The 20040-nt window shown below is 68.7% G+C and carries 22 protein-coding genes; 15 read left to right on the top strand and 7 right to left on the bottom strand.

Features of this window, described 5'->3' with window-relative positions; translation table 11 throughout:
- Positions 1-35 precede the first annotated feature (35 nt).
- Together ACWPOC_RS24505 and ACWPOC_RS24510 are read right to left on the bottom strand one after the other, a co-directional pair.
- Complete coding sequence (locus ACWPOC_RS24505; protein WP_230791095.1) at positions 36-527, bottom strand: SixA phosphatase family protein; 492 nt, start codon at positions 525-527, stop codon at positions 36-38.
- Entirely contained in the window at positions 524-1336 is an 813-nt protein-coding gene (locus ACWPOC_RS24510; protein ID WP_455409457.1) for an acyl-[acyl-carrier-protein] thioesterase, read from the bottom strand. The genes ACWPOC_RS24505 and ACWPOC_RS24510 overlap by 4 nt, the downstream gene beginning before the upstream one ends.
- 167 nt (positions 1337-1503) lie before the next feature.
- Here ACWPOC_RS24510 and ACWPOC_RS24515 point away from each other — a divergent pair, with 167 nt between their 5' ends.
- From ACWPOC_RS24515 to ACWPOC_RS24530, 4 genes are all read left to right on the top strand, one after another.
- Complete coding sequence (locus ACWPOC_RS24515) at positions 1504-3180, top strand: FAD-dependent oxidoreductase (RefSeq protein WP_120280014.1); 1677 nt, start codon at positions 1504-1506, stop codon at positions 3178-3180.
- Positions 3181-3269: 89 nt separating this feature from the next.
- On the top strand, positions 3270-3725 hold the full coding sequence (locus ACWPOC_RS24520; protein ID WP_120280013.1) for a Rieske (2Fe-2S) protein: 456 nt from the start codon (positions 3270-3272) through the stop codon (positions 3723-3725).
- Positions 3726-3749: 24 nt separating this feature from the next.
- Positions 3750-4115 carry a YidH family protein gene (locus ACWPOC_RS24525; RefSeq protein ID WP_120280012.1) on the top strand — a complete coding sequence of 122 codons (366 nt, stop codon included), beginning with the start codon at positions 3750-3752 and terminating at the stop codon, positions 4113-4115.
- A 13-nt stretch (positions 4116-4128) separates the two neighbouring features.
- Complete coding sequence (locus tag ACWPOC_RS24530; protein WP_120280011.1) at positions 4129-4461, top strand: DUF202 domain-containing protein; 333 nt, start codon at positions 4129-4131, stop codon at positions 4459-4461.
- 20 nt (positions 4462-4481) lie between these two features.
- Here the strand turns inward: ACWPOC_RS24530 and ACWPOC_RS24535 are convergent, their stop codons facing one another.
- Positions 4482-5507, bottom strand: coding sequence for a putative sulfate exporter family transporter (locus tag ACWPOC_RS24535; RefSeq protein WP_120283570.1), 1026 nt, complete (start codon positions 5505-5507; stop codon positions 4482-4484).
- Positions 5508-5608: 101 nt separating this feature from the next.
- Here ACWPOC_RS24535 and ACWPOC_RS24540 point away from each other — a divergent pair, with 101 nt between their 5' ends.
- Positions 5609-6502 carry a LysR family transcriptional regulator gene (locus tag ACWPOC_RS24540; protein WP_120280010.1) on the top strand — a complete coding sequence of 298 codons (894 nt, stop codon included), beginning with the start codon at positions 5609-5611 and terminating at the stop codon, positions 6500-6502.
- A gap of 23 nt (positions 6503-6525) precedes the next feature.
- Here the strand turns inward: ACWPOC_RS24540 and ACWPOC_RS24545 are convergent, their stop codons facing one another.
- Positions 6526-7389 (bottom strand): EamA family transporter, encoded by an 864-nt coding sequence (locus ACWPOC_RS24545; protein WP_455409458.1) that lies wholly within the window; start codon positions 7387-7389, stop codon positions 6526-6528.
- A 93-nt stretch (positions 7390-7482) separates the two neighbouring features.
- On the opposite strand from ACWPOC_RS24545, the gene ACWPOC_RS24550 reads away from it, so the two are divergent.
- From ACWPOC_RS24550 to ACWPOC_RS24560, 3 genes are all read left to right on the top strand, one after another.
- On the top strand, positions 7483-8277 hold the full coding sequence (locus tag ACWPOC_RS24550) for a TIGR03084 family metal-binding protein (RefSeq protein ID WP_120280008.1): 795 nt from the start codon (positions 7483-7485) through the stop codon (positions 8275-8277).
- 69 nt (positions 8278-8346) lie between these two features.
- A complete protein-coding gene (locus ACWPOC_RS24555; RefSeq protein ID WP_120280007.1) occupies positions 8347-9504 on the top strand; it encodes an acyl-CoA dehydrogenase family protein in 1158 nt (385 codons plus the stop codon).
- Between the two features lie 58 nt (positions 9505-9562).
- On the top strand, positions 9563-10723 hold the full coding sequence (locus ACWPOC_RS24560; protein WP_016690886.1) for an acyl-CoA dehydrogenase family protein: 1161 nt from the start codon (positions 9563-9565) through the stop codon (positions 10721-10723).
- On the opposite strand, the gene ACWPOC_RS24565 is transcribed toward ACWPOC_RS24560, so the two are convergent.
- Positions 10720-11379: a TetR/AcrR family transcriptional regulator gene (locus ACWPOC_RS24565; RefSeq protein WP_120280006.1), complete on the bottom strand. Its 660-nt coding sequence runs from the start codon at positions 11377-11379 to the stop codon at positions 10720-10722. The genes ACWPOC_RS24560 and ACWPOC_RS24565 overlap by 4 nt on opposite strands.
- Positions 11380-11542: 163 nt before the next feature.
- On the opposite strand from ACWPOC_RS24565, the gene ACWPOC_RS24570 reads away from it, so the two are divergent.
- The 7 genes from ACWPOC_RS24570 (at position 11543) to tuf (ending at position 17965) form a co-directional block, all read left to right on the top strand.
- Positions 11543-12172, top strand: a complete 630-nt coding sequence (locus tag ACWPOC_RS24570) for a TetR/AcrR family transcriptional regulator (RefSeq protein ID WP_120280005.1) — start codon at positions 11543-11545, stop codon at positions 12170-12172.
- Positions 12173-12182: 10 nt separating this feature from the next.
- Complete coding sequence (locus ACWPOC_RS24575; protein ID WP_064060459.1) at positions 12183-12734, top strand: DUF3558 domain-containing protein; 552 nt, start codon at positions 12183-12185, stop codon at positions 12732-12734.
- Positions 12731-13264, top strand: coding sequence for a DUF3558 domain-containing protein (locus ACWPOC_RS24580; RefSeq protein ID WP_120280004.1), 534 nt, complete (start codon positions 12731-12733; stop codon positions 13262-13264). Before ACWPOC_RS24575 ends, ACWPOC_RS24580 begins: the two co-directional genes overlap by 4 nt.
- A gap of 324 nt (positions 13265-13588) precedes the next feature.
- Positions 13589-13963, top strand: coding sequence for a 30S ribosomal protein S12 (rpsL, locus tag ACWPOC_RS24585; protein WP_006552258.1), 375 nt, complete (start codon positions 13589-13591; stop codon positions 13961-13963).
- Complete coding sequence (gene rpsG / locus ACWPOC_RS24590; RefSeq protein WP_006552257.1) at positions 13963-14433, top strand: 30S ribosomal protein S7; 471 nt, start codon at positions 13963-13965, stop codon at positions 14431-14433. Before rpsL ends, rpsG begins: the two co-directional genes overlap by 1 nt.
- 146 nt (positions 14434-14579) lie before the next feature.
- Positions 14580-16682 carry an elongation factor G gene (fusA, locus tag ACWPOC_RS24595; RefSeq protein ID WP_024101663.1) on the top strand — a complete coding sequence of 701 codons (2103 nt, stop codon included), beginning with the start codon at positions 14580-14582 and terminating at the stop codon, positions 16680-16682.
- A 92-nt stretch (positions 16683-16774) separates the two neighbouring features.
- Complete coding sequence (gene tuf / locus ACWPOC_RS24600; RefSeq protein ID WP_016690893.1) at positions 16775-17965, top strand: elongation factor Tu; 1191 nt, start codon at positions 16775-16777, stop codon at positions 17963-17965.
- Between the two features lie 188 nt (positions 17966-18153).
- Here tuf and ACWPOC_RS24605 read toward each other — a convergent pair whose 3' ends face one another.
- Together ACWPOC_RS24605 and ACWPOC_RS24610 are read right to left on the bottom strand one after the other, a co-directional pair.
- Positions 18154-19320 carry a serine hydrolase domain-containing protein gene (locus tag ACWPOC_RS24605; RefSeq protein ID WP_120280003.1) on the bottom strand — a complete coding sequence of 389 codons (1167 nt, stop codon included), beginning with the start codon at positions 19318-19320 and terminating at the stop codon, positions 18154-18156.
- Between the two features lie 109 nt (positions 19321-19429).
- The gene (locus tag ACWPOC_RS24610) at positions 19430-20008 is read right to left on the bottom strand and encodes a TetR/AcrR family transcriptional regulator (RefSeq protein WP_033096098.1); all 579 of its coding nucleotides are present in this window, start codon (positions 20006-20008) and stop codon (positions 19430-19432) included.
- Positions 20009-20040: the final 32 nt, after the last annotated feature.

A 20040-nucleotide genomic window follows, 5' to 3' on the forward strand; every position in this document is an offset into this window, starting at 1 on the left:
CTGAGAGGTGCCGCGGCGGTTGCGCTCGGGGTGGGTCAGCGTGGGATGTGGAAGTCCACGAGTTCGGCCGTGCCTCGCGACAGTTCGGACCAGGATCCGCTCACCGTGAGGACCGCGATCGCGGAGGTGGGGAACTTCTCGGCCACCTGATGGGCAGCGTCGGTGCTGTGATCCGTGATGAGCCCGAGGACGGTCGCGGAGAGGGTCGGCTCGTGCCCGACGACGAGCAGGGTCTGCACGTCGTCGGCCGTTCCCCGGATCTCGGCGACCAGGGATTCCGGATCGGCGTGGTACAGGCTGTCGCGGTACTCGACGGGAGCCTCGACCGCCGCCTCGGCGAGTGTCTTGCGCGTCCGGGTCGTGGTGGAGCACAGAACGGCGTCCACCTCGGGCAGGTTCGCCCGGATCCAGCGACCGGCGAGTCCGGCCTCGCGGCGTCCGCGGGGAGAGAGGGGACGCTCGTGATCGTCCACGTCGTCCGGGTACGCGGACTTGCCGTGGCGCAGCAAGATCAGGGTACGGGTCATGGGGTCCACCGTAGAGCGTCCGGTTCCCGGCCGATCCACGCGACCGCGCGAGTGTGATCCTCGACCGTGAACCAGACCGTCAGTCCGTCCTCTCGCAAGGTCGTCCGCAGTGTGAGGGTCTCACCGGCGGAGACGGGGCGCAGGTGTTCGATCACCGCCCGGTACGGCGCGTCCGGGACGTCCGGTCGGAGGGGCAGGAGTTCCTCGAGGCCGTGCCAGTAGACGGCATTGTTGACGTGCCCGAACGGGTCGAGATCGGTGGCGCGCAGAGGGAAGACCCGTTCGTCGTCGACCTCGTCGGGTGCGCGACCGGGCAGCCACGCCGTCCACTTCAGGCGCGTGTCGTGCGCGTAGCGGGCCATGTGCTCGAACAGGCCGTCGCTGATCCGGGTGGGGGCGCCGGTGGTGGGGCCGATGTCGATCCAGAACGCCGCGGTCTCGATCAGCGGACCGTCCGGAGCGTCGTCGGGATCGTCGAGGCGGACCCGCACGTTCGCCCACCGTGTCGACAGGGCGTCGCACCAGCGTCGCAGCCGGAGCGTGCGGCCGTACTCGGCGGGGCGGTGCACGTCGACGATCGTGCGCCGGACGATCCAGAGCGGGTCGGTCTCGGACGCGCCGACGGCGGCGAGGTTGTCGGTGCCGATGTCCTGGAGATAGCGGGCGATGCCGTCGAGTCGCAGTCGCCTGCCGGTGTCGACGTCGCCGGTGCGGACGGTGCGCTCGGTGGAGAAGGGATCCGCTTCCTCGGGCAGTTCCGTCAGCGGTCGTGTCCGAGGCAGGTCGGTGCTCGGCGTCGACGTGGCCATGTATCCCCCCGGTTCGGATGTCCGATCGTGCGATTCTCGCAGCTTCGGCGGGTGGGTCGCAGGTTCTCTTGCGAACCCGCGGTGGCAGCCGCTACAGTCGAATTAACTGTTACGGATCGTTACATGAAAATCGCGGACGCTCCGCCCGGCTGCCGAGGACTCTTCCCATGGCCTATGTGATCACCCAGACCTGCTGCAACGACGCGAGCTGCGTCGCGGTCTGCCCCGTGAACTGCATCCACCCCTCGCCGGACGAGCCCGAGTTCGCCACCGCCGAGATGCTGCACATCGATCCGAAGACCTGCATCGACTGCGGCGCCTGCGCCGACGCGTGCCCGGTCGAGGCGATCCTGCCCGACGACAAGCTCGATCCCTCCCAGAAGCGGTTCGCCGAGATCAACGCGGCCTGGTACGAGGACCACCCGGCGCCGGAGGGGTGGCAGCCCCTCGTGCCTGTTCCGGCGCCTCCGCGCGATCGCGGAACGCTGCGGGTCGCCATCGTCGGCGCCGGCCCCGCGGCCTGCTACGCCGCCCAGGAACTGCTCGAACGGTCCGACGTCGAGGTCGAGATGTTCGACCGGCTCCCGACTCCCTTCGGCCTCGTGCGCGCCGGTGTCGCCCCCGATCATCCGGGGACCAAGGCGGTCACGGAATCGTTCGAATGGTCGTTCCGGCGCGAGGAGTTCGCCCTGCACCTCGCCACCGAGATCGGACGCGACATCACTCACGCCGAACTGCTCGAGCATCACCACGCCGTGATCTATGCGACCGGTGCGTCGTCCGACCGCCGACTCGGGATCGCGGGCGAGGACCTGCCCGGCAGCCACGCCGCCACCGAGTTCGTCGCCTGGTACAACGGCCACCCCGATTACGCCGACCGCACCTTCGATCTGTCCGGCGAACGCGCCGTCATCGTCGGCAACGGCAACGTCGCCCTCGACGTCGCGCGGATCCTCACCATGGACGTCGACGAACTGGCGCGCACCGACATCGCCGACCACGCTTTGAAGGCGCTGCGGGAGAGCAACATCCGCGAGGTCGTCCTGCTCGGCCGGCGCGGCCCGGCGCAGGCCGCGTACAGCAATCCGGAGTTCCTCGCACTCGGCGACCTCACCGGGGTGGACGTCGTCGTCGACGACGCCGACCTCGAACTCGATCCGGTGAGTGCCCGGGCCGTGGAGGAGGACGCGGCGACCGCGCTGCGTGTCCGTCTCGCCCGTGAGTACGCCGGACGGCCCGTCCGCCCCGGGCACCGCCGCATCGTCTTCCGGTACCTCGCCGCGCCGAGTGAACTGCTCGGCGACGACCACGTGACCGGCGTGCGGATCGAACGCACCGAACTCGTCGACGACGGTGGCCGCCTCACCGCCCGCCCCACCGGCCGGTTCGAGGACTCACCCGCCACGCTCGTACTCCGGTCGATCGGCTATCGCGGCGTTCCGCTTCCGGGTGTGCCCTTCGACGAGGTCCGCGGGGTCGTTCCCAACACCGGCGGTCGTGTGGGCGCCGGCGTCTACGTCACCGGGTGGGCCAAGCGCGGGCCGAGCGGCGTCATCGGCACCAACAAGGGATGCGCGAAGGAGACCGTCGCGGCGCTGCTGGCCGACTTCGACTCCGGTGCACTCGCGGCTCCCCGCGGAGACCGCCGGGCGCTGAACCGGTTGCTCACACAGCGCAGGCCCGATCGAGTGGACCTGCACGGCTGGAAGACCATCGACGCCGCCGAGCGGCAGGCCGGACGAGCCCAGGGCCGGCCCCGCGTCAAGATCACCGATCGCGAGACCCTCGTCGAACTCGGTCGTCGCCGACGCCGTCTTCCGTTGCTCGCCTCGTTGCGTCGCTGACCGAGCCGCGGGTGACGCAGGTCGCGGCCCGCCCGGACGTTCGTCGATAGGCTCGGGAGAACCGAATCCCGACCCGAACGGACATGTGCATGAGCAGCGACAATCTCGACCGCACGGCGCTCACACGCCGCACTCTCATCGGCGGCGCCGGTGTGGTGGCGGCCGGCGCGGCCCTCACGGCCTGCGGATCGTCCGGCGACACCGGCGAGGCGCGATCGGCGGTGCCCGCACCGACCACGACGGCGCCTCCCGGACCCGACGCGGAGGTCGTCGCCGCCGTCGCGGACGTGCCGGTCGGCGGAGGTGTCATGCTCGAATCGAAGAGGCTCGTCGTCACTCAGCCCGCAGAGGGCGACTTCCGCGCGTTCATCGCGATCTGCACCCATCAGGGCTGCAATCTCAGCGGTGTCGAGGGTGAGCGCATCATCTGCCCGTGCCACGGCAGCCGGTACGACCTCGACGGCGCCCCGGTCGAAGGACCTGCGAAGCGGCCGCTGAAGACCCGTCCCGTGGCGGCGCGCGGGTCCGATCTCGTCGTGGGCTGATCGGTCCGGGATAGAGTCCGCTCCGTGGAGACCAGCGGAGGCTGGCGCCCGAAGGCGCTGCGTGACGGTACGGACCCGGACCCTCGTTTCACGCTGGCCAACGAGCGCACCTTCCTCGCGTGGGTGCGGACCGCGCTCGGCGTCATCGCCGCGGCGGTCGCGCTGGAGACCTTCGCGGGCGGCATCGTGTCGGAGGGGCTCCGCACAGTGCTGGCGTGTGCGTTGCTCGGATTCGCCGCCGTGCTCACGGTGTTCGCGCTGATCCGCTGGCACCGCGTCGAGCACGCGATGCGCACCGGACGCGCACTCCCGGTGCCGTGGGTGGCCTACTTCCTCGCCCTGGCCCTGGGGGTCTCGGGGGTCGTGCTCGCCGTCGCGATCGCCCGGTGAGACGAGCGGCATCGTGAGCGGGGACGATCTGCGGCACGGCGACGCAGGTCTGCAGCCCGAACGGACGAGTCTGGCGTGGCTGCGCACCGCCTCGGTGCTCGGTGCGGTGGTGCTCGGATTCATGCGGTTCGTGCCCGGCCCGGGTGCCGTGGTCGCGACGATCGGCCTGATCTGCCTCGTGCCCGTGCTCGCGGTGCTGCTCGCCTCCCGGATCGGTCACCGCGCGCGGGTGCGCGGTCTGGTCGCGGGTCGCGCGCCCTATTTCTGGTGGCGCAACGTCTCGGTCTCCGCCACGGTCGTGGTGCTCGCGATCTCGTCGGCCGTACTGATCGTCACTGCCCGCTGATCGTCACTGCCCGCCGATCCTCACTGCCCGCCGAGTGACGACACGCCGATCAGCGCTATCGCGGCGACCCAGACGGTCGCCGCTGCCGCGAGTGCGATCGGGCGCCATCCGACGCCGCGGAGGACTTCCCGGCGCACCCCGGCGCCCAGGGCGAACATCGCGACGGTCAGCAACGCGCGCTGCACCGTCCCCGTAGCCTCCACCACGATCGGATCGAGCAGTCCGGTCGAGCGCAGTGCGACGCACGCGAGGAAGCCCAGCAGGAAGACCGGCACGATCGGGGGAGTGCGCGCGTCTCGGCGACCGTCACCGCGCCGCCGGGCGACGACCCCGACGATCGCCACGACCGGGGCCAGCAGTGCCACCCGCGCGAGCTTGACCGTCACCGCCGCGGCGAGCACCCCACCGGCGGTGGCTTCGAGGGCGGTGCCGGTCGCGACCACCTGGGCGACCTCGTGGATCGCCGCACCCGCCCACAGACCGGCGGTCCCGGGAGTCAGCCCGAGCATGCCCGCGGCGAGCGGAACGAGCGGGATCATCGCGGTGCCGAAGACGACCACCAATGCGACGGTGGTGACGAGTTCGCGTTTGCGCGAATCGATCACACCGTCGATCGCCGCCGCGGCCGCAGCTCCGCAGATCGAGAAACCGCACGCGATGAGCAGGCGCTGGGTCCAGCCCACCCCGAGCCACCGGCCGAAGGCGAGCGACCCGCAGATGCCCGCGACGACGACGGCCGCCGCGACGACCGCTGTGCCCCACCCGAGGCCGACGAGATCGGAGACCGCGAGTTGCACGCCGAGCAGGGCGACGCCCACTCGGAGGAGACGCTTCGCCGCCATACCCAGGCCCGGCTCCAGAACCTCGACCACCGGTGCGGGCAGACCGACGTTCGCCACGACCACACCCAGGACGATCGCGACGAGCAGCGGACTCGCCCCGGGGACCAAGTGCGTCGTTCCCAGCGCGACGACTGCGCCCGCCGCGGCCACCAGGAGCCCCGGGACGACGGTGGGCCGGGATGCGGGCGCGTGGACGGTGAGCATGCCTCGACTCTTCCGTCGCAGCGGTGTCCGCACCAGCCGCCGATCGGACATGAGGTCATATCGAATGGATATGAGTAGCGGGTACGGCATATCGTTCGTGCATGACCAGCTGGCCGGATCTCGTCGCTCTGGAACTGCTCGTCGGGGTCGACGACCGGGGCGGGCTCGGCGCCGCGGCCCGCGCGGCCGGTCTCGCCCAACCCAACGCGACCCGCATGCTGCGCCGCCTCGAACGGCAACTCGGCGCGGTCCTCGTGCGGCGGGGCCGGACGGGTTCGGTGCTCACCCCGGAGGGCACGGTGGTCGCGCACTGGGCGCGGGAGGTCCTGGCCGACGCGGAACGCCTCCTCGACGCCGCTGCAGCACTGCGCGTCGAGCAGCAACCCGAACTGGTGGTCGCGGCGTCGATGACGGTCGCCGAACACCTCATCCCGCGGTGGCTCGGCGCCTTCCGCACGCTCCGCGACGACGTCCAGATCCAATTGCAGGTCCACAACTCGATGCGGGTGTGTGACGTCGTCGCCGAGGGCGGATGCGACGTCGGGTTCGTCGAGGGGCCGACGGTTCCGGAGGGACTGCACAGTGTCGCGGTGGCACGCGACCGCTTGGTCGTGGTCGTCCCGCCGCAGCATCCCTGGGCGCGGCGGCGGCGCCCGCTCACCGTGGTCGAACTCGCGGCGACACCACTGGTCGTCCGCGAGGAGGGGTCCGGTACCCGCCGCACCCTCGACCTCGCGTTGCAGGAATACGACCGGGCCGCACCGCTGCTCGAACTCGGGAGCGGAGCCGCGGTTCGCACGAGCGTGCTCGGGGGCACGGGCCCGGCGGTGCTGAGCACCCTCGCGGTGGAGGAGTACCTGGACTCCGGTCGGCTCGTCGCGGTCGCGGTGGACGGACTCGACCTGCAGCGTGTGCTCCGCGCGGTCTGGAGGCCGCCGCGGGCGTTGTCCGGTCCGGCGGGGGAGTTGGTCCGACTGATCACCCGTACCCGCTGACCGGTCCTACGTCCGGCGCCGGGTCACGCGCGCGAGTGTTGCAACGCACCGGCCCCGGCGACCACCACGAGTGCGATACCCGCGAGGGCGAGAGGTTCGACGACCTGCCCCAGCACCAGAGCTCCGGCGAGCGCTGCGGCGGCGGGCTCGAGCGCGATGAGGATCGCGAACACCTTCTTCGGCAGGTCGCGCAGGGCACGGATCTCGAGGGTGTACGGGATCGCCGACGACAGCAGCGCCACGGCGAGTCCTGCGAGCACGAGGTCGGGCCGGAGGAGTTCGGTGCCGGCCGTCGCTGCGCCGAACGGCAGGACGACGACGGCCGCGATCGTCGTGGCCCCGGCCAGCCCTGCAGACCCGGGCAGGGTCGTCGCCACACGTGAGCCGGCCACGATGTACCAGGCCCACCCCGATGCGGCGACCAGCGCGAAGGCGACTCCGAGCGGATCGAGACCGGTGGACAACCCGGCACCGTCGCCGACGCCGAGCAGGACCACCCCGCCCAGCGCGAGCACCACCCACAGAGCGTCGCGCACACGTCGGGACAGGATCGCGGCCAGCCCGAGAGGGCCGAGGAACTCGATGGTGACGGTCGCGGCGAGCGGCAGTCGCGTCAACGCCCCGTAGAACGCCGTGTTCATCAGCGCGAGACTCGCGCCCAGTGTCACCACCGCCCGCCACTGTGCCGGTGTCCACGTCCGCGGCCGGGGCCGGGTGAACGCGCAGAGGATCACGGCCGCGAACAGCAGGCGCAGGGTCACCGTGCCGAGGGCGCCCGCCCGGTCGAACAGCGTCGCGGCGAAGGCCGCCCCGAACTGCATCGACAGCACCGCGGTGAGGACCGCGACGACAGGCCCGACGGTGTGCGTGCGGGAATCGTCGGCCATCCCGTCAGTCTGTCCGACGGGCCCGGACGACGCCTGCCGCAAAAACAATCACCAGTGCTTGATTTTGGGGCTGTGACGTGTGACGCTTGCCGCATGTCCGATCTGCGCACCGTGCTCGACGATCTCCGCTCGGAGGGCGACGATCTCGACGCTCTCGTCGCGAACCTGCCCGATGGGAGTTGGGCACTGCCCACCCCGGCGGAGGGCTGGACCATCGCTCACCAGATCGGTCACCTGCTGTGGACCGACCGGGCGGCGCTCACCGCCGTACGCGACCCGGACGCCTTCGTGAAGATGGTCGAAGCGGCATTCGGCGACCCGCTGGGATTCGTCGACGTCGGTGCCGAGGAACAGGCGGGGCGGCCGCCCGCGGAGTTGCTCGCCGACTGGCGTGACACCCGACGCGAACTCGCCGACGCGCTCGCCGAGCTCCCGCGCGGTACGAAGATCCTGTGGTTCGGGCCGCCGATGTCCCCGGCGTCGATGGCAACCGCCCGGCTCATGGAGACCTGGGCGCACGGGGGAGACGTCGCAGACGCCCTCGGCGTCACCCGCACGCCCACCGCGCGCCTGAAGAACATTGCGCACCTGGGTGTGCGGACGCGCGACTTCGCGTACGTCATCCGCGACCGGAAGCCTCCGGCCGAGCCGTTCCGTGTGGTGCTCACCGCCCCCGGCGGGGACAGCTGGGAATGGGGTCCGGAGGACGCGGCGCAGTCGGTCACCGGCCCGGCCCTCGACTTCTGCCTGCTCGTCACCCAGCGCATCCACCGCAACGACACCGCCCTCGTCACCGACGGCCCGGACGCGGAGGAATGGCTCGGCCTCGCGCAGGCCTTCGCCGGTGCCCCCGGCGCCGGGCGCGAGCCCGGCGCGCCCGCCTCCTGAGACCGCCCGCCCCACAGTCGAGACACCTCCGGCCGAGACTTCTTCGGCCCGAACACCATCGGAGACATCGTGAGCATGTGGACCACCCCCGAGCGTCTCGCCCTGCGCGAGACCGTCACCGGTTTCGTGAAGCGCGAGATCCTGCCCCGCCTCGACGACTGGGAGCGCGCCGGCGAACTGCCCCGCGAACTGCACGTCGAGGCCGCGAAGATCGGCCTGCTCGGCGCGGGATTCCCCGAGGAGGTCGGTGGCTCCGGCGGTGACGGTGCCGACACGCTCACCGTGTGCGAGGCGTTCCACGAGGCGGGTGCCTCGGGCGGTGCGTTCGCGTCGCTGTTCACGTGCGGCATCGCGCTGCCGCACCTCATCGCGGCCGGTGATCCCGATCAGATCGACCGGTGGGTACGGCCCACTCTCGCAGGCGAACTCATCGGGTCCCTCGCGATCACCGAACCGGGCGGAGGATCGGACGTCGGCCATCTGACCACCACTGCGGTGCGCGACGGCGACCACTACGTCGTCAACGGCGCGAAGACCTACATCACCTCGGGATGCCGCGCCGACTTCGTGGTCACCGCGGTCCGCACCGGAGGTCCCGGCGCCGGGGGAGTCTCGCTGCTCGTGATCGAGAAGGGCACACCGGGTTTCACCGTCTCCCGCAAGCTCGACAAGATGGGCTGGCGCGCGTCGGACACCGCCGAGTTGTCCTTCGCCGACGTCCGCGTACCGGTCACCAACCTCGTCGGCACGGAGAACACCGGATTCTGGCAGATCGCACAGGGTTTCGTCTCCGAGCGGATCGCCCTCGCCGCCCAGGCCTATTCGGGTGCGCAGCGGTGCCTGGACCTGACGGTCGCGTGGTGCCGCGACCGCGAGACCTTCGGCCGGCCACTGATCACCCGCCAGGCCGTGCAGCGCACGCTGTCCGAGATGGCGCGTCGCATCGACGTCGCGCGCGTCTACACCCGCCACGTCACCGAACGCGCCGTGGCGGGGGAGACCGACCTGATCGCCGAGGTGTGTTTCGCGAAGAACACCGCGGTCGAGGCCGGCGAATGGGTCGCCAACCAGGCGGTCCAGTTGTTCGGCGGCCTCGGGTACATGGCCGAATCGGAGGTCGAACGGCAGTACCGCGACATGCGCATCCTCGGTATCGGCGGTGGCACCACCGAGATCCTCACCGAACTCGCAGCCAAGCGGCTGGGTTACGGCGTCCGACCCACCTGATCCTTCACGCGACCGTCCACGGCCGCGCGTCCTCTCACCCGACCCGGAAGGCATCCTCGTGAGCATCATCGAGACCGAAGAACAGAAGGAACTGCGCGCTGCGGTAGCGGCTCTGGCCGAGCGCTACAACTACGTCGACTACGTACTTCCCAAGTCGCGCGCGCACGAGCCGCTCACCGAATTGTGGGCGGAGGCGGCCAAGCTCGGCTTCCTCGGCGTGAACCTTCCGGAGCAATACGGAGGCGGCGGCGCCGGCATCTACGAACTCGCGCTGGTGCAGGAGGAACTCTCCGCGAAGGGCGCCGGGCTGCTGCTCGTCGTGGTCTCGCCGGCCATCTGCGGCACGATCATCTCCAAGTACGGCACCGACGCCCAGAAGCAGGAATGGCTGCCCGGGCTCGCCGACGGCTCCCGCATCATGGCCTTCGGCATCACCGAGGCCGATGCCGGATCCAACTCGCACAACATCACCACGATCGCGCGCCGTGACGGTGACGACTGGATCCTCTCCGGCAGCAAGGTGTACATCTCCGGTGTCGACCAGGCCGACGCCGTGCTCGTCGTCTCCCGCACCGAGGACGCGAAGACCGGCAAACTCCGTCCGGCCCTGTTCATCGTGCCGACCGACGCTCCGGGCTTCACGAAGACGCCCATGGAGATGGACATCCTCGAGCCGGACTACCAGTTCTCCCTGTTCTTCGACGACGTCCGGCTTCCCGCCGACGCACTCGTCGGTGAGCCGGAGGCCGCGCTCATGCAGCTGTTCGCCGGACTGAACCCCGAGCGGATCATGGGCGCGGCGATGGCGGTGGGTATGGGCCGGTACGCCCTCGACGCCGCGGTGCGCTACGCCAACGAGCGGACCGTCTGGAAACAGCCCATCGGTGCGCACCAGGGCATCGCGCACCCGCTGGCGCAGCGCAAGATCGAGCTCGAACTCGCCAAGCTCATGATGCAGAAGGCCGCCGTCCTCTACGACAGCGGCGACGACTTCGGGGCCGCCGAGGCCGCGAACATGGCCAAGTACGCCGCGGGTGAGGCCGCGATCGCCTCGCTGGACCAGGCGATCCAGACCCACGGCGGTGCCGGTCTCACCCGGGAGTACGGCCTCGCGGCGATGCTCGGCGCCGCGCGCATCGCACGCGTGGCGCCGGTCAGCCGGGAGATGATCCTCAACTTCGTGGCCCAACACTCGCTGGGCCTGCCGAAGTCGTACTAGGCCGACGCTTCGGTGTTCGATGCTTCCGAGTCGGACACTTCCGGGTTCGATACCTCGGACCCGGAGGTTCCGATGTTCGGCGGGAAGGAATCCGGCGGGAAGAGGCCCTTGGCTTCCTCCGCCGGAAGCAGGGTGCCCAGTAGGTAGGCGAGGGACCACCGCAACGAGCTCACGTCCTGCAGCGGCACGGTCTGCTGGTAGCCCACGAGCGTGTACAGGGCCAGTCGCGCGAACCGCTCGGCCTGTTCCCTCGAACCGAGGTACCGGGCCACCGCTTCGGCCACCACCGCGTACCGCAGGTCGTCGACCTTGCTCTGCACCTCGTAGACGCCGGAGTCGCTGTGCGACCAACCGCGGATCGCGGACTCGGCGGAGTGGGGGAGGCTGCACGCGAATTCGACGAGCAACCGGAGCCGCCGGGTCATCGAACCCTCGAGGCGCGCCGCGGCGGCGAGCTGGAGCGTCTGGCTCTCGAGCCAGTGCTGGAGGAATTCGGTCTTGAACTGCGCCCAGCTCTCGAAATAGTTGTAGAACGAGCCGGTCGTCACCTCGAGGTGACTGCACAACCGTGCCTGCTTGAGTCCGGCATGGTCGTTGGTGGCCAGGATGGCCAGCGCGGCGTCGAAGTAGTCCTCGCGCCTGACGATGGTCGCCACGTGGTGCTCCCCCTTTCACCCCGACCTGTTATACGAGTGTACGGATGGTGAGCTTTGCGTACGGTCTCGGGGTCGCACGAATACCCGCACGGCGGAAGATCAGTCGTGACGGAACGGTCGTGACCAGGGGGTCGTGACAGGACAGGCAGGAACAGGAGTCCCGATGGCGCGAGAACCGAAGCAGGACCGCAGCCGCGCCACGCGGCGGCGACTGCTCGAGGCGACGATCGACTGCCTCGTCGAATCCGGTTGGGCTGCAACCACAGTGAGTGTGGTCGCCGAGCGCGCAGGAGTGTCGCGCGGGGCCACCCAGCATCACTTCCCGACCCGGGAGGATCTCATCACCGCATCGCTCGAGTTCATGTTCGACAGTCGCATCGAACGGGTCCGCACCGAGCCGTTCGACGTGCCCGAGGGCGTCGGCCGCACGGAGGCGGTGGTCGAGCGCATCGTCGACCAGTGCACCGGCAACATGTTCAAGGCCGCCCTGCAGGTGTGGACGGCCGCGGCGGCCGATCCGGCTCTGCGCGAGATGCTCCTGCCGCTCGAGGAGAAGTTCGGGCGTGTCTCGCACGCCGTGGCCGTCGAGCAGCTCGGTGCCGACGACACCGACCCGGTCGTGCACCGGACGGTGCAGGCGACCCTGGATCTCGCGCGCGGCCTCGGCCTGGCCGACGTGCTGACGGACGACTCGGCCCGCCGGCGGGAGATCGTCCGGCACTGGGCCGCGCAGCTCGACGAGGTGCTCCGGGAGTCCTCGGGTCGTCGCACACAGGCGGGCCCGGCTCGGTAGTCTTCCCGCCATGCCTCTCCCGCGCATCGGAAGGACGGCGGCTGCCGTGGCGACGGCCGGTCTCGTGGGTCTCGGTGCGGCGGCGTGCGGGAACTCCGACGACGCCGGACAGGTCGAGACCTCGCCGACCGCGTCCGTCACCGACCCCGGCCCGCTGTTCGACGAGTGCGGCGCGATGTCCGACGACGAGGTGGCGGCGGCCTTCGGTCTCGGCAGTTTCACGACGGTGACGCGCAACTCGGTGGGCTGCGAGTGGGAGATCTACGTCGGCGGCCCCAGTGTGAGCTTCTCGTGGTACCGGGGAAGTCCCATCGGTCGCGAACGCGCCGGCTCCGATCTCATCGGCCGGCCCGCCGCCGACGTCGAGATCGGGGGACGGTCCGGCTTCATGGGGTCCTATCAGAACGACCTGGGGCAGACGACGCTGTGCGAGATCGGCGTGGAGTTCGGCGGCGACTTCGTCCACTGGTCGGTCTCGTACTCGAACCTCACGCCCGTCGCCGACGCCTGCGTCGTCGCTCGCGGCCTGGCCACCACGAGTGTGGAAAGGGTGCAGAAGTGAACGCCCGCCGCTGGTGCGCCGCATTCGCGACCGTCCTCACGACGGGTGCTCTGCTCACCGGATGTACCCGCACCCTCGAGGGGCGGGCCGTCCCGGAGGGGATCGGCGGCGGCACGGGCGCCGAGTTCACCCGGCTGCTCACCGAGTGCGATGCCGTCGCCGACGAGAAGATCGCCGAGGCCGTGGGCGCGGACTACGTCTATCGCGGATTCTTCGGTGCGATCTGCCGCTGGGACGGTGAGGGATCCACGGGAGTAGTGAAGGTCACCTTCAACTGGTTCGAGACCGGTTCCCTCGACCACGAACGCGCCGCCGCCGAGGGACTCGGTTACGAGATCGAGAACACGACCATCGAGGGCCGGCGGGCACTGCAGATGCGCCGACCCGGCGATCCGCTGTCGTGCGGGGTCAGTTCCGGGGCGTCGACGACCGGCATCTTCGGCTGGTGGGTGCAGTACACCTCCGGGGGAGCGGACCCGTGTGAAGCTGCTGCTACGTTGGCCCGGCTCACACTGAACCTCAGCAGTTGACGGTGTGTGCGGATCCTCGGGAGGGTGCGCGCTTCTCACTTTGACCTCATGCGCGCACGCCGGGTATCGTTGTGGGTCGTGTCCGGCATGCCCGGGCCGGTCTGTGTGCCTATGCGAGGTAGTGCCGTGCGCGCGGTCTGTGGATATCTGCAGGAGCGAGCCCCCGGCTGCCTGTGTGGGGGTACGCGACACACCCGACCTCGTGTGCACACGAGGGGCGAGTGCGGGGCAGCAGCTTTCTTGCCCCAACCGATGGATCCCTAATTTCAGAACAGCCGAGGTTGCTCGAAGTGAGCAGCTTCAGACAACGAAGAAAGCCGGTTAATGCCAACCATCAATCAGCTGGTCCGCAAGGGCCGCCGCGACAAGGCCGCCAAGGTCAAGAGCGCGGCGCTCAAGGGCAGCCCCCAGCGTCGCGGTGTGTGCACTCGCGTGTACACCACCACCCCGAAGAAGCCGAACTCGGCTCTCCGTAAGGTCGCCCGTGTGCGCCTGACCTCCCAGGTCGAGGTCACCGCCTACATCCCCGGTGAGGGCCACAACCTCCAGGAGCACTCGATGGTGCTCGTGCGTGGCGGTCGTGTGAAGGACCTCCCGGGTGTGCGCTACAAGATCATCCGCGGCTCGCTCGACACCCAGGGTGTCAAGAACCGCAAGCAGGCCCGCAGCCGCTACGGAGCGAAGAAGGAGAAGGGCTGATGCCACGTAAGGGTCCCGCTCCCAAGCGTCCGCTGATCGCCGATCCGGTCTACGGTTCGCCGCTGGTCACCCAGCTGGTCAACAAGATCCTGCTGGACGGCAAGAAGTCCACCGCCGAGCGCATCGTGTACCAGGCGCTCGAGCAGGCTCGCGAGAAGACCGGTACCGATCCGGTCGTCACCCTCAAGCGCGCGCTCGACAACGTCAAGCCCGCCCTCGAGGTCCGCAGCCGTCGCGTCGGTGGTGCCACCTACCAGGTGCCGGTCGAGGTTCGCCCCGGTCGTTCCACCACGCTCGCGCTGCGCTGGCTGGTGACGTTCTCGCGTCAGCGTCGCGAGAAGACCATGGTCGAGCGGCTCGCCAACGAGCTCCTCGACGCGAGCAACGGCCTCGGCGCCTCCGTGAAGCGCCGCGAGGACACGCACAAGATGGCTGAAGCCAACAAGGCGTTCGCGCACTACCGCTGGTGAGTCGTCGCCGACCGGGAGATGCCGTCATCACGGACCTCCCGGTCGGCTGCTCGCACAACTGTGTCGGTCCCGTAAAGGCCGGCTGACAACACAAGAACATGTGGTCCGCACCCAAGGACCGACACGAGCTACGAGCGGGGTTACCTGTGGCACAGGAAGTGCTGACCGACCTGAACAAGGTCCGCAACATCGGCATCATGGCGCACATCGATGCCGGCAAGACCACCACCACCGAGCGCATCCTCTTCTACACCGGTGTCAACTACAAGATCGGTGAGACGCACGACGGTGCCTCGACCACCGACTGGATGGAGCAGGAGAAGGAGCGTGGTATCACCATCACCTCCGCTGCTGTGACCTGCTTCTGGAACAAGAACCAGATCAACATCATCGACACCCCCGGCCACGTCGACTTCACGGTCGAGGTCGAGCGGTCGCTGCGCGTCCTCGACGGCGCAGTCGCCGTGTTCGACGGCAAGGAGGGCGTCGAGCCCCAGTCCGAGCAGGTCTGGCGCCAGGCTGCCAAGTACGACGTTCCGCGCATCTGCTTCGTCAACAAGATGGACAAGATGGGCGCGGACTTCTACTTCACCGTGCAGACGATCATCGATCGCCTGGGCGCGAAGCCGCTGGTCCTCCAGCTCCCCATCGGTGCCGAGGATGCCTTCGACGGCGTCGTCGACCTCGTCGAGATGAAGGCGCTCACCTGGCGTGGCACCACCGACATCGGCACCGAGGCCACGGTCGAGGAGATCCCGGCCGACCTCGCCGACAAGGCTGCCGAGTACCGCGAGAAGCTGCTCGAGACGGTCGCCGAGTCCGACGAAGAGCTCATGGAGAAGTACTTCGGCGGCGAGGAACTCACCGTCGCCGAGATCAAGGCGGCCATCCGCAAGATGACCGTCAACTCCGAGCTCTACCCGGTGCTGTGCGGCTCCGCCTTCAAGAACAAGGGCATCCAGCCCATGCTCGACGCGGTCATCGACTACCTGCCGAACCCGCTCGACATCGGCGACGTCATCGGCCATCAGGTCGGGAACGAAGAAGAGGAGCTGCGTCGTAAGCCCTCGAAGGAGGAGCCCTTCTCGGCTCTCGCCTTCAAGATCGCTGCGCACCCCTTCTTCGGCAAGCTGACCTTCGTCCGCGTGTACTCCGGCCGGATCGACTCGGGCACCCAGGTGCTCAACTCGACCAAGGGCAAGAAGGAGCGCGTCGGCAAGCTGTTCCAGATGCACGCCAACAAGGAGAACCCGGTCGACGAGGCGGTCGCAGGCCACATCTACGCGATGATCGGCCTGAAGGACACCACGACCGGCGACACCCTGTGCGCGCAGGACGCCCCGATCGTCCTCGAGTCGATGACCTTCCCGGACCCGGTCATCCAGGTCTCCATCGAGCCGAAGTCGAAGGCCGACCAGGAGAAGCTGTCGACGGCCATCCAGAAGCTCGCCGAAGAGGACCCGACCTTCTCGGTCGAGCTCGACGACGAGACCGGCCAGACCGTCATCGGCGGTATGGGCGAGCTCCACCTCGACATCCTCGTCGACCGCATGAAGCGCGAGTTCAAGGTCGAGGCCAACGTCGGCAAGCCGCAGGTCGCGTACCGCGAGACGATCACCAAGCCGGTCGAGAAGCTCGAGTTCACGCACAAGAAGCAGACCGGTGGCTCGGGCCAGTTCGCAAAGGTCATCATCGGCCTCTCGCCGTTCGTCGGCGAGGACGGCGCGACCTACGAGTTCGAGAACAAGGTCACCGGCGGTCGCATCCCCCGCGAGTACATCCCGTCGGTCGACGCGGGTGCTCAGGACGCCATGCAGTACGGCGTGCTCGCCGGCTACCCGCTGGTGAACCTGAAGGTCACCCTCATCGACGGTGCGTACCACGACGTCGACTCGTCCGAAATGGCGTTCAAGATCGCCGGCTCGCAGGCACTGAAGGAAGCGGCCCGCAAGGCCGCCCCGGTGATCCTCGAGCCCCTCATGGCGGTCGAGGTCACCACGCCCGAGGACTACATGGGTGAAGTGATCGGCGACCTGAACTCCCGCCGTGGCCAGATCCAGGCCATGGAGGAACGCAGTGGTGCCCGTGTCGTGAAGGCGCTGGTTCCGCTCTCGGAGATGTTCGGTTACATCGGCGATCTGCGGTCGAAGACCCAGGGTCGTGCGAACTTCTCCATGGTGTTCGATTCCTACGCAGAGGTTCCCTCGAACGTCGCGAAGGAAATCATCGCCAAGGCGACCGGCGAGTAGCCTCCGGGTTATCCCTCGGTCACCTGCACGACCAAGTAATACAAACCGCACTGCTGCATACAGCAAGCAACAACAGTCCAGGAGGACATCCAGTGGCGAAGGCGAAGTTCGAGCGGACCAAGCCGCACGTGAACATCGGCACCATCGGTCACGTCGACCACGGCAAGACCACCACCACGGCTGCGATCACCAAGGTGCTTGCCGACAAGTTCCCCGACCTGAACGAGAGCTTCGCTTTCGATCAGATCGACAAGGCACCTGAGGAGAAGGCTCGTGGTATCACGATCAACATCTCCCACGTCGAGTACCAGACCGACAAGCGCCACTACGCGCACGTCGACGCCCCGGGTCACGCGGACTACATCAAGAACATGATCACCGGTGCCGCCCAGATGGACGGCGCGATCCTGGTCGTGGCCGCCACCGACGGCCCGATGCCCCAGACGCGTGAGCACGTGCTGCTCGCCCGCCAGGTCGGCGTTCCCTACATCCTCGTCGCCCTGAACAAGGCCGACATGGTCGACGACGAGGAAATCCTCGAGCTCGTCGAGATGGAGGTGCGCGAGCTCCTCGCTTCGCAGGAGTTCGACGAGAACGCTCCGGTCGTCCCGATCTCCGCTCTCAAGGCTCTCGAGGGTGACGAGAAGTGGGTCCAGTCGATCGTCGACCTCATGCAGGCCGTCGACGACTCCATCCCGGACCCGGTCCGTGAGACCGACAAGCCGTTCCTCATGCCCGTCGAGGACGTCTTCACCATCACGGGTCGTGGCACCGTCGTCACCGGCCGTATCGAGCGTGGCGTGATCAACGTCAACGAAGAGGTCGAGATCGTCGGCATCCGCCCCGAGTCGACCAAGACCACGGTCACCGGCATCGAGATGTTCCGCAAGCTGCTCGACCAGGGCCAGGCCGGCGACAACGTCGGTCTCCTCGTCCGCGGCATCAAGCGCGAGGACGTCGAGCGCGGCCAGGTCGTCGTCAAGCCGGGCACCACGACTCCCCACACGGAGTTCGAGGGCCAGGCCTACATCCTCAACAAGGAGGAGGGCGGCCGCCACACGCCGTTCTTCAACAACTACCGTCCGCAGTTCTACTTCCGTACCACGGACGTGACGGGCGTTGTTACCCTCCCCGAGGGCACCGAGATGGTCATGCCCGGTGACAACACCGAGATGTCCGTCAAGCTGATCCAGCCGGTCGCCATGGACGAGGGCCTCCGCTTCGCGATCCGCGAGGGTGGCCGCACCGTCGGCGCCGGTCGCGTCACGAAGATCATCAAGTAGGCACCGCCTACGGGATCATCAAGTAGGCACCGCCTACGGGATCATCAGGTGAGCTAGTCCTCACTGACGCTCGAACGGCGTCCACCCTCCGGGGTGGGCGCCGTTCGGCGTTTCTGCTCCGGCGTGGACGCCGTTCGGTGTTTCTGCTCCGGCGTGGATGCCGTTCGGCGTTTCGGGGTCACAGGCGATCAGCCGACGATCTCCTTCAGCCGGTTCGCCACGGGGGTCACCGGTTCTTCCCCGTCTGCCGTCGGGATGTCGCTGTTCACCGCGGCGACGACCACGGCCCGGCGTTCGGGCAGGTATCCCACGTAGGTGTTGAAACCGGGGAGCTCGCCCGTGTGGCCGAGCCAGCCGTTCTCGATCCCGAGCCCGAGGCCGTAGGCGCGGGTGTCGGTCGCACCGGGGACGTCGAACAGGAATGAATCGAGGCGGAGCTGCTGCATCTCGGGGGAAAGGACGCCCTCGCCCGTCCCGAGGGCCGTGCCCCACAGTTCGAGATCGTCGACGGTGGAGATCACCGCGCCGGCCGACCATCCCCACGACGGGTTCCATCCGGTCGCATCGGCCGTCTGCCCGTCCGGCTGTCCCTGTTCGGTGATCCCGTACAGGTGCGGTGACGCGATGGCCGCGTCGGTGGGCATGACGGTGTCGGCCATGCCCAGGGGCTCGAAGACATTCGTCCGGAAGTACTCGTGCAGGCTCTGCCCGGAAGCCTGCTCGACGACCAGCCCGAGCGCGATCGTGTTGGTGTTGGAGTACTCGAACCGCTCCCCGGGAGCGAAGTTCGGTGCGTCACCGCGTACGTAGTCGAGGAGTTCGTCCGGGGTCCACGGTGCCTCCGGATCGTCGAAGAGTTGCCGCTGGAACTCCTCGTCGAAGGTGTAGCTGGGGATACCGCTCACCATCGAGGCCAGCTGCCCCAGGGTGGCGACGTCGCCGTTCGGCAGGCCCGGCACGTAGCGACCGATCGGATCCTCCAGCGACAGGCGGTCGTCCTCCGCCAGTTGCAGCAGAGCGGTGATCGTCATCGTCTTCGTGATGCTGCCGATGCGGGTGTGGTCGTCGGGGCCGGGCTCCTCCGATCGACCCGCACCGATCGTGCCGGACGAACCGGTCCACTCGTAGTCCGGGGTGACCACGCGCGCAACGACTCCAGGGAAGCCCACCTCCTCGCGGACGCGGTCGAGCACGTCCTGGAATTCGTCGGCGGGCGCCGTGCCGGTGGCGGCCGAATCGGAGGTTGTCGATTCGGACGTTGTGGCGGGCGGTGATTCGCCCGAGGTGTCGTTGCCGCAGGCGGCCACGAGGGTGAGGATCACGGCGGACAACACGATCGGTAGTCGACGACGCACGGCACTCTCCCCGGTCGGGACGACGGTGTGAAGACGGCAGTCATCAGTATGTGCCGCTCGGCAGGACGTCGGGTCTGTTTTCGACCCGAAGCGAATCCAGCGTCGTGTATCAAGCGCTTTCGATCGCGGCGAGGAGCATCCGCGCCGTCACCGCGATCATCCGCGTCCGATCGGATCTCCGGGGCCGCAGGAGAGCGATCCGCGAGCACAGGCTCGCTGTCGCTCCCATCACGATGAACACGAGATCGTCGAGTGCGGCGTCGTCGAGATCCGGTCGCAGCCGCGCCGGAATGATGCGTCCCAGCGGCCGCAGCGGACCTTCGACCTCGGCCCACGCGAGCCCGAACTCGATCTCCTCCGAGGTGTACGACACCCGGAGTACCGCGGCGTGTTTCTCGAACGCGGCGGTGAGACTTTCCACGACCGTCACCATGGCCTCCTCCGGCTCCTGGTCCATCGCCCGCCCGATGGCGGTGGACAGTGAGGTGGTGATCGCGTGGACGGCGGTCATGCGGAGTTCGTCGAGCACGGCGTCGACGTCGGGGAAGTACCGGTAGACCGTCCCGATGCTCACATGGGCGTGCTCGGCGAGTGCTGTGGTGCTGATCCGCGCGGTGGGGCTGCGCTCGAGCAACTCGTACGCAGAGGTGAGGAGCAACTTACGAGTGTCGTGACTCCGCTGTTGCACAGGACGTTTCCGAGGGGTTCTGCCTGTGGTTC

The sequence above is a fragment of the Rhodococcus sp. 5G237 genome (genome assembly GCF_053764735.1).

Coding starts and splice junctions, on each gene's coding strand:
- ACWPOC_RS24515 (WP_120280014.1), top strand. CDS start 1,504: ATGGCCTATGTGATCACCCAGACCTGCTGCAACGACGCGAGCTGCGTC.
- rpsG (WP_006552257.1), top strand. CDS start 13,963: ATGCCACGTAAGGGTCCCGCTCCCAAGCGTCCGCTGATCGCCGATCCG.
- ACWPOC_RS24535 (WP_120283570.1), bottom strand. CDS start 5,507: ATGCTCACCGTCCACGCGCCCGCATCCCGGCCCACCGTCGTCCCGGGG.
- ACWPOC_RS24520 (WP_120280013.1), top strand. CDS start 3,270: ATGAGCAGCGACAATCTCGACCGCACGGCGCTCACACGCCGCACTCTC.
- ACWPOC_RS24550 (WP_120280008.1), top strand. CDS start 7,483: ATGTCCGATCTGCGCACCGTGCTCGACGATCTCCGCTCGGAGGGCGAC.
- ACWPOC_RS24575 (WP_064060459.1), top strand. CDS start 12,183: ATGCCTCTCCCGCGCATCGGAAGGACGGCGGCTGCCGTGGCGACGGCC.
- rpsL (WP_006552258.1), top strand. CDS start 13,589: ATGCCAACCATCAATCAGCTGGTCCGCAAGGGCCGCCGCGACAAGGCC.
- ACWPOC_RS24545 (WP_455409458.1), bottom strand. CDS start 7,389: ATGGCCGACGATTCCCGCACGCACACCGTCGGGCCTGTCGTCGCGGTC.
- ACWPOC_RS24540 (WP_120280010.1), top strand. CDS start 5,609: ATGACCAGCTGGCCGGATCTCGTCGCTCTGGAACTGCTCGTCGGGGTC.
- ACWPOC_RS24505 (WP_230791095.1), bottom strand. CDS start 527: ATGACCCGTACCCTGATCTTGCTGCGCCACGGCAAGTCCGCGTACCCG.
- ACWPOC_RS24570 (WP_120280005.1), top strand. CDS start 11,543: ATGGCGCGAGAACCGAAGCAGGACCGCAGCCGCGCCACGCGGCGGCGA.
- ACWPOC_RS24510 (WP_455409457.1), bottom strand. CDS start 1,336: ATGGCCACGTCGACGCCGAGCACCGACCTGCCTCGGACACGACCGCTG.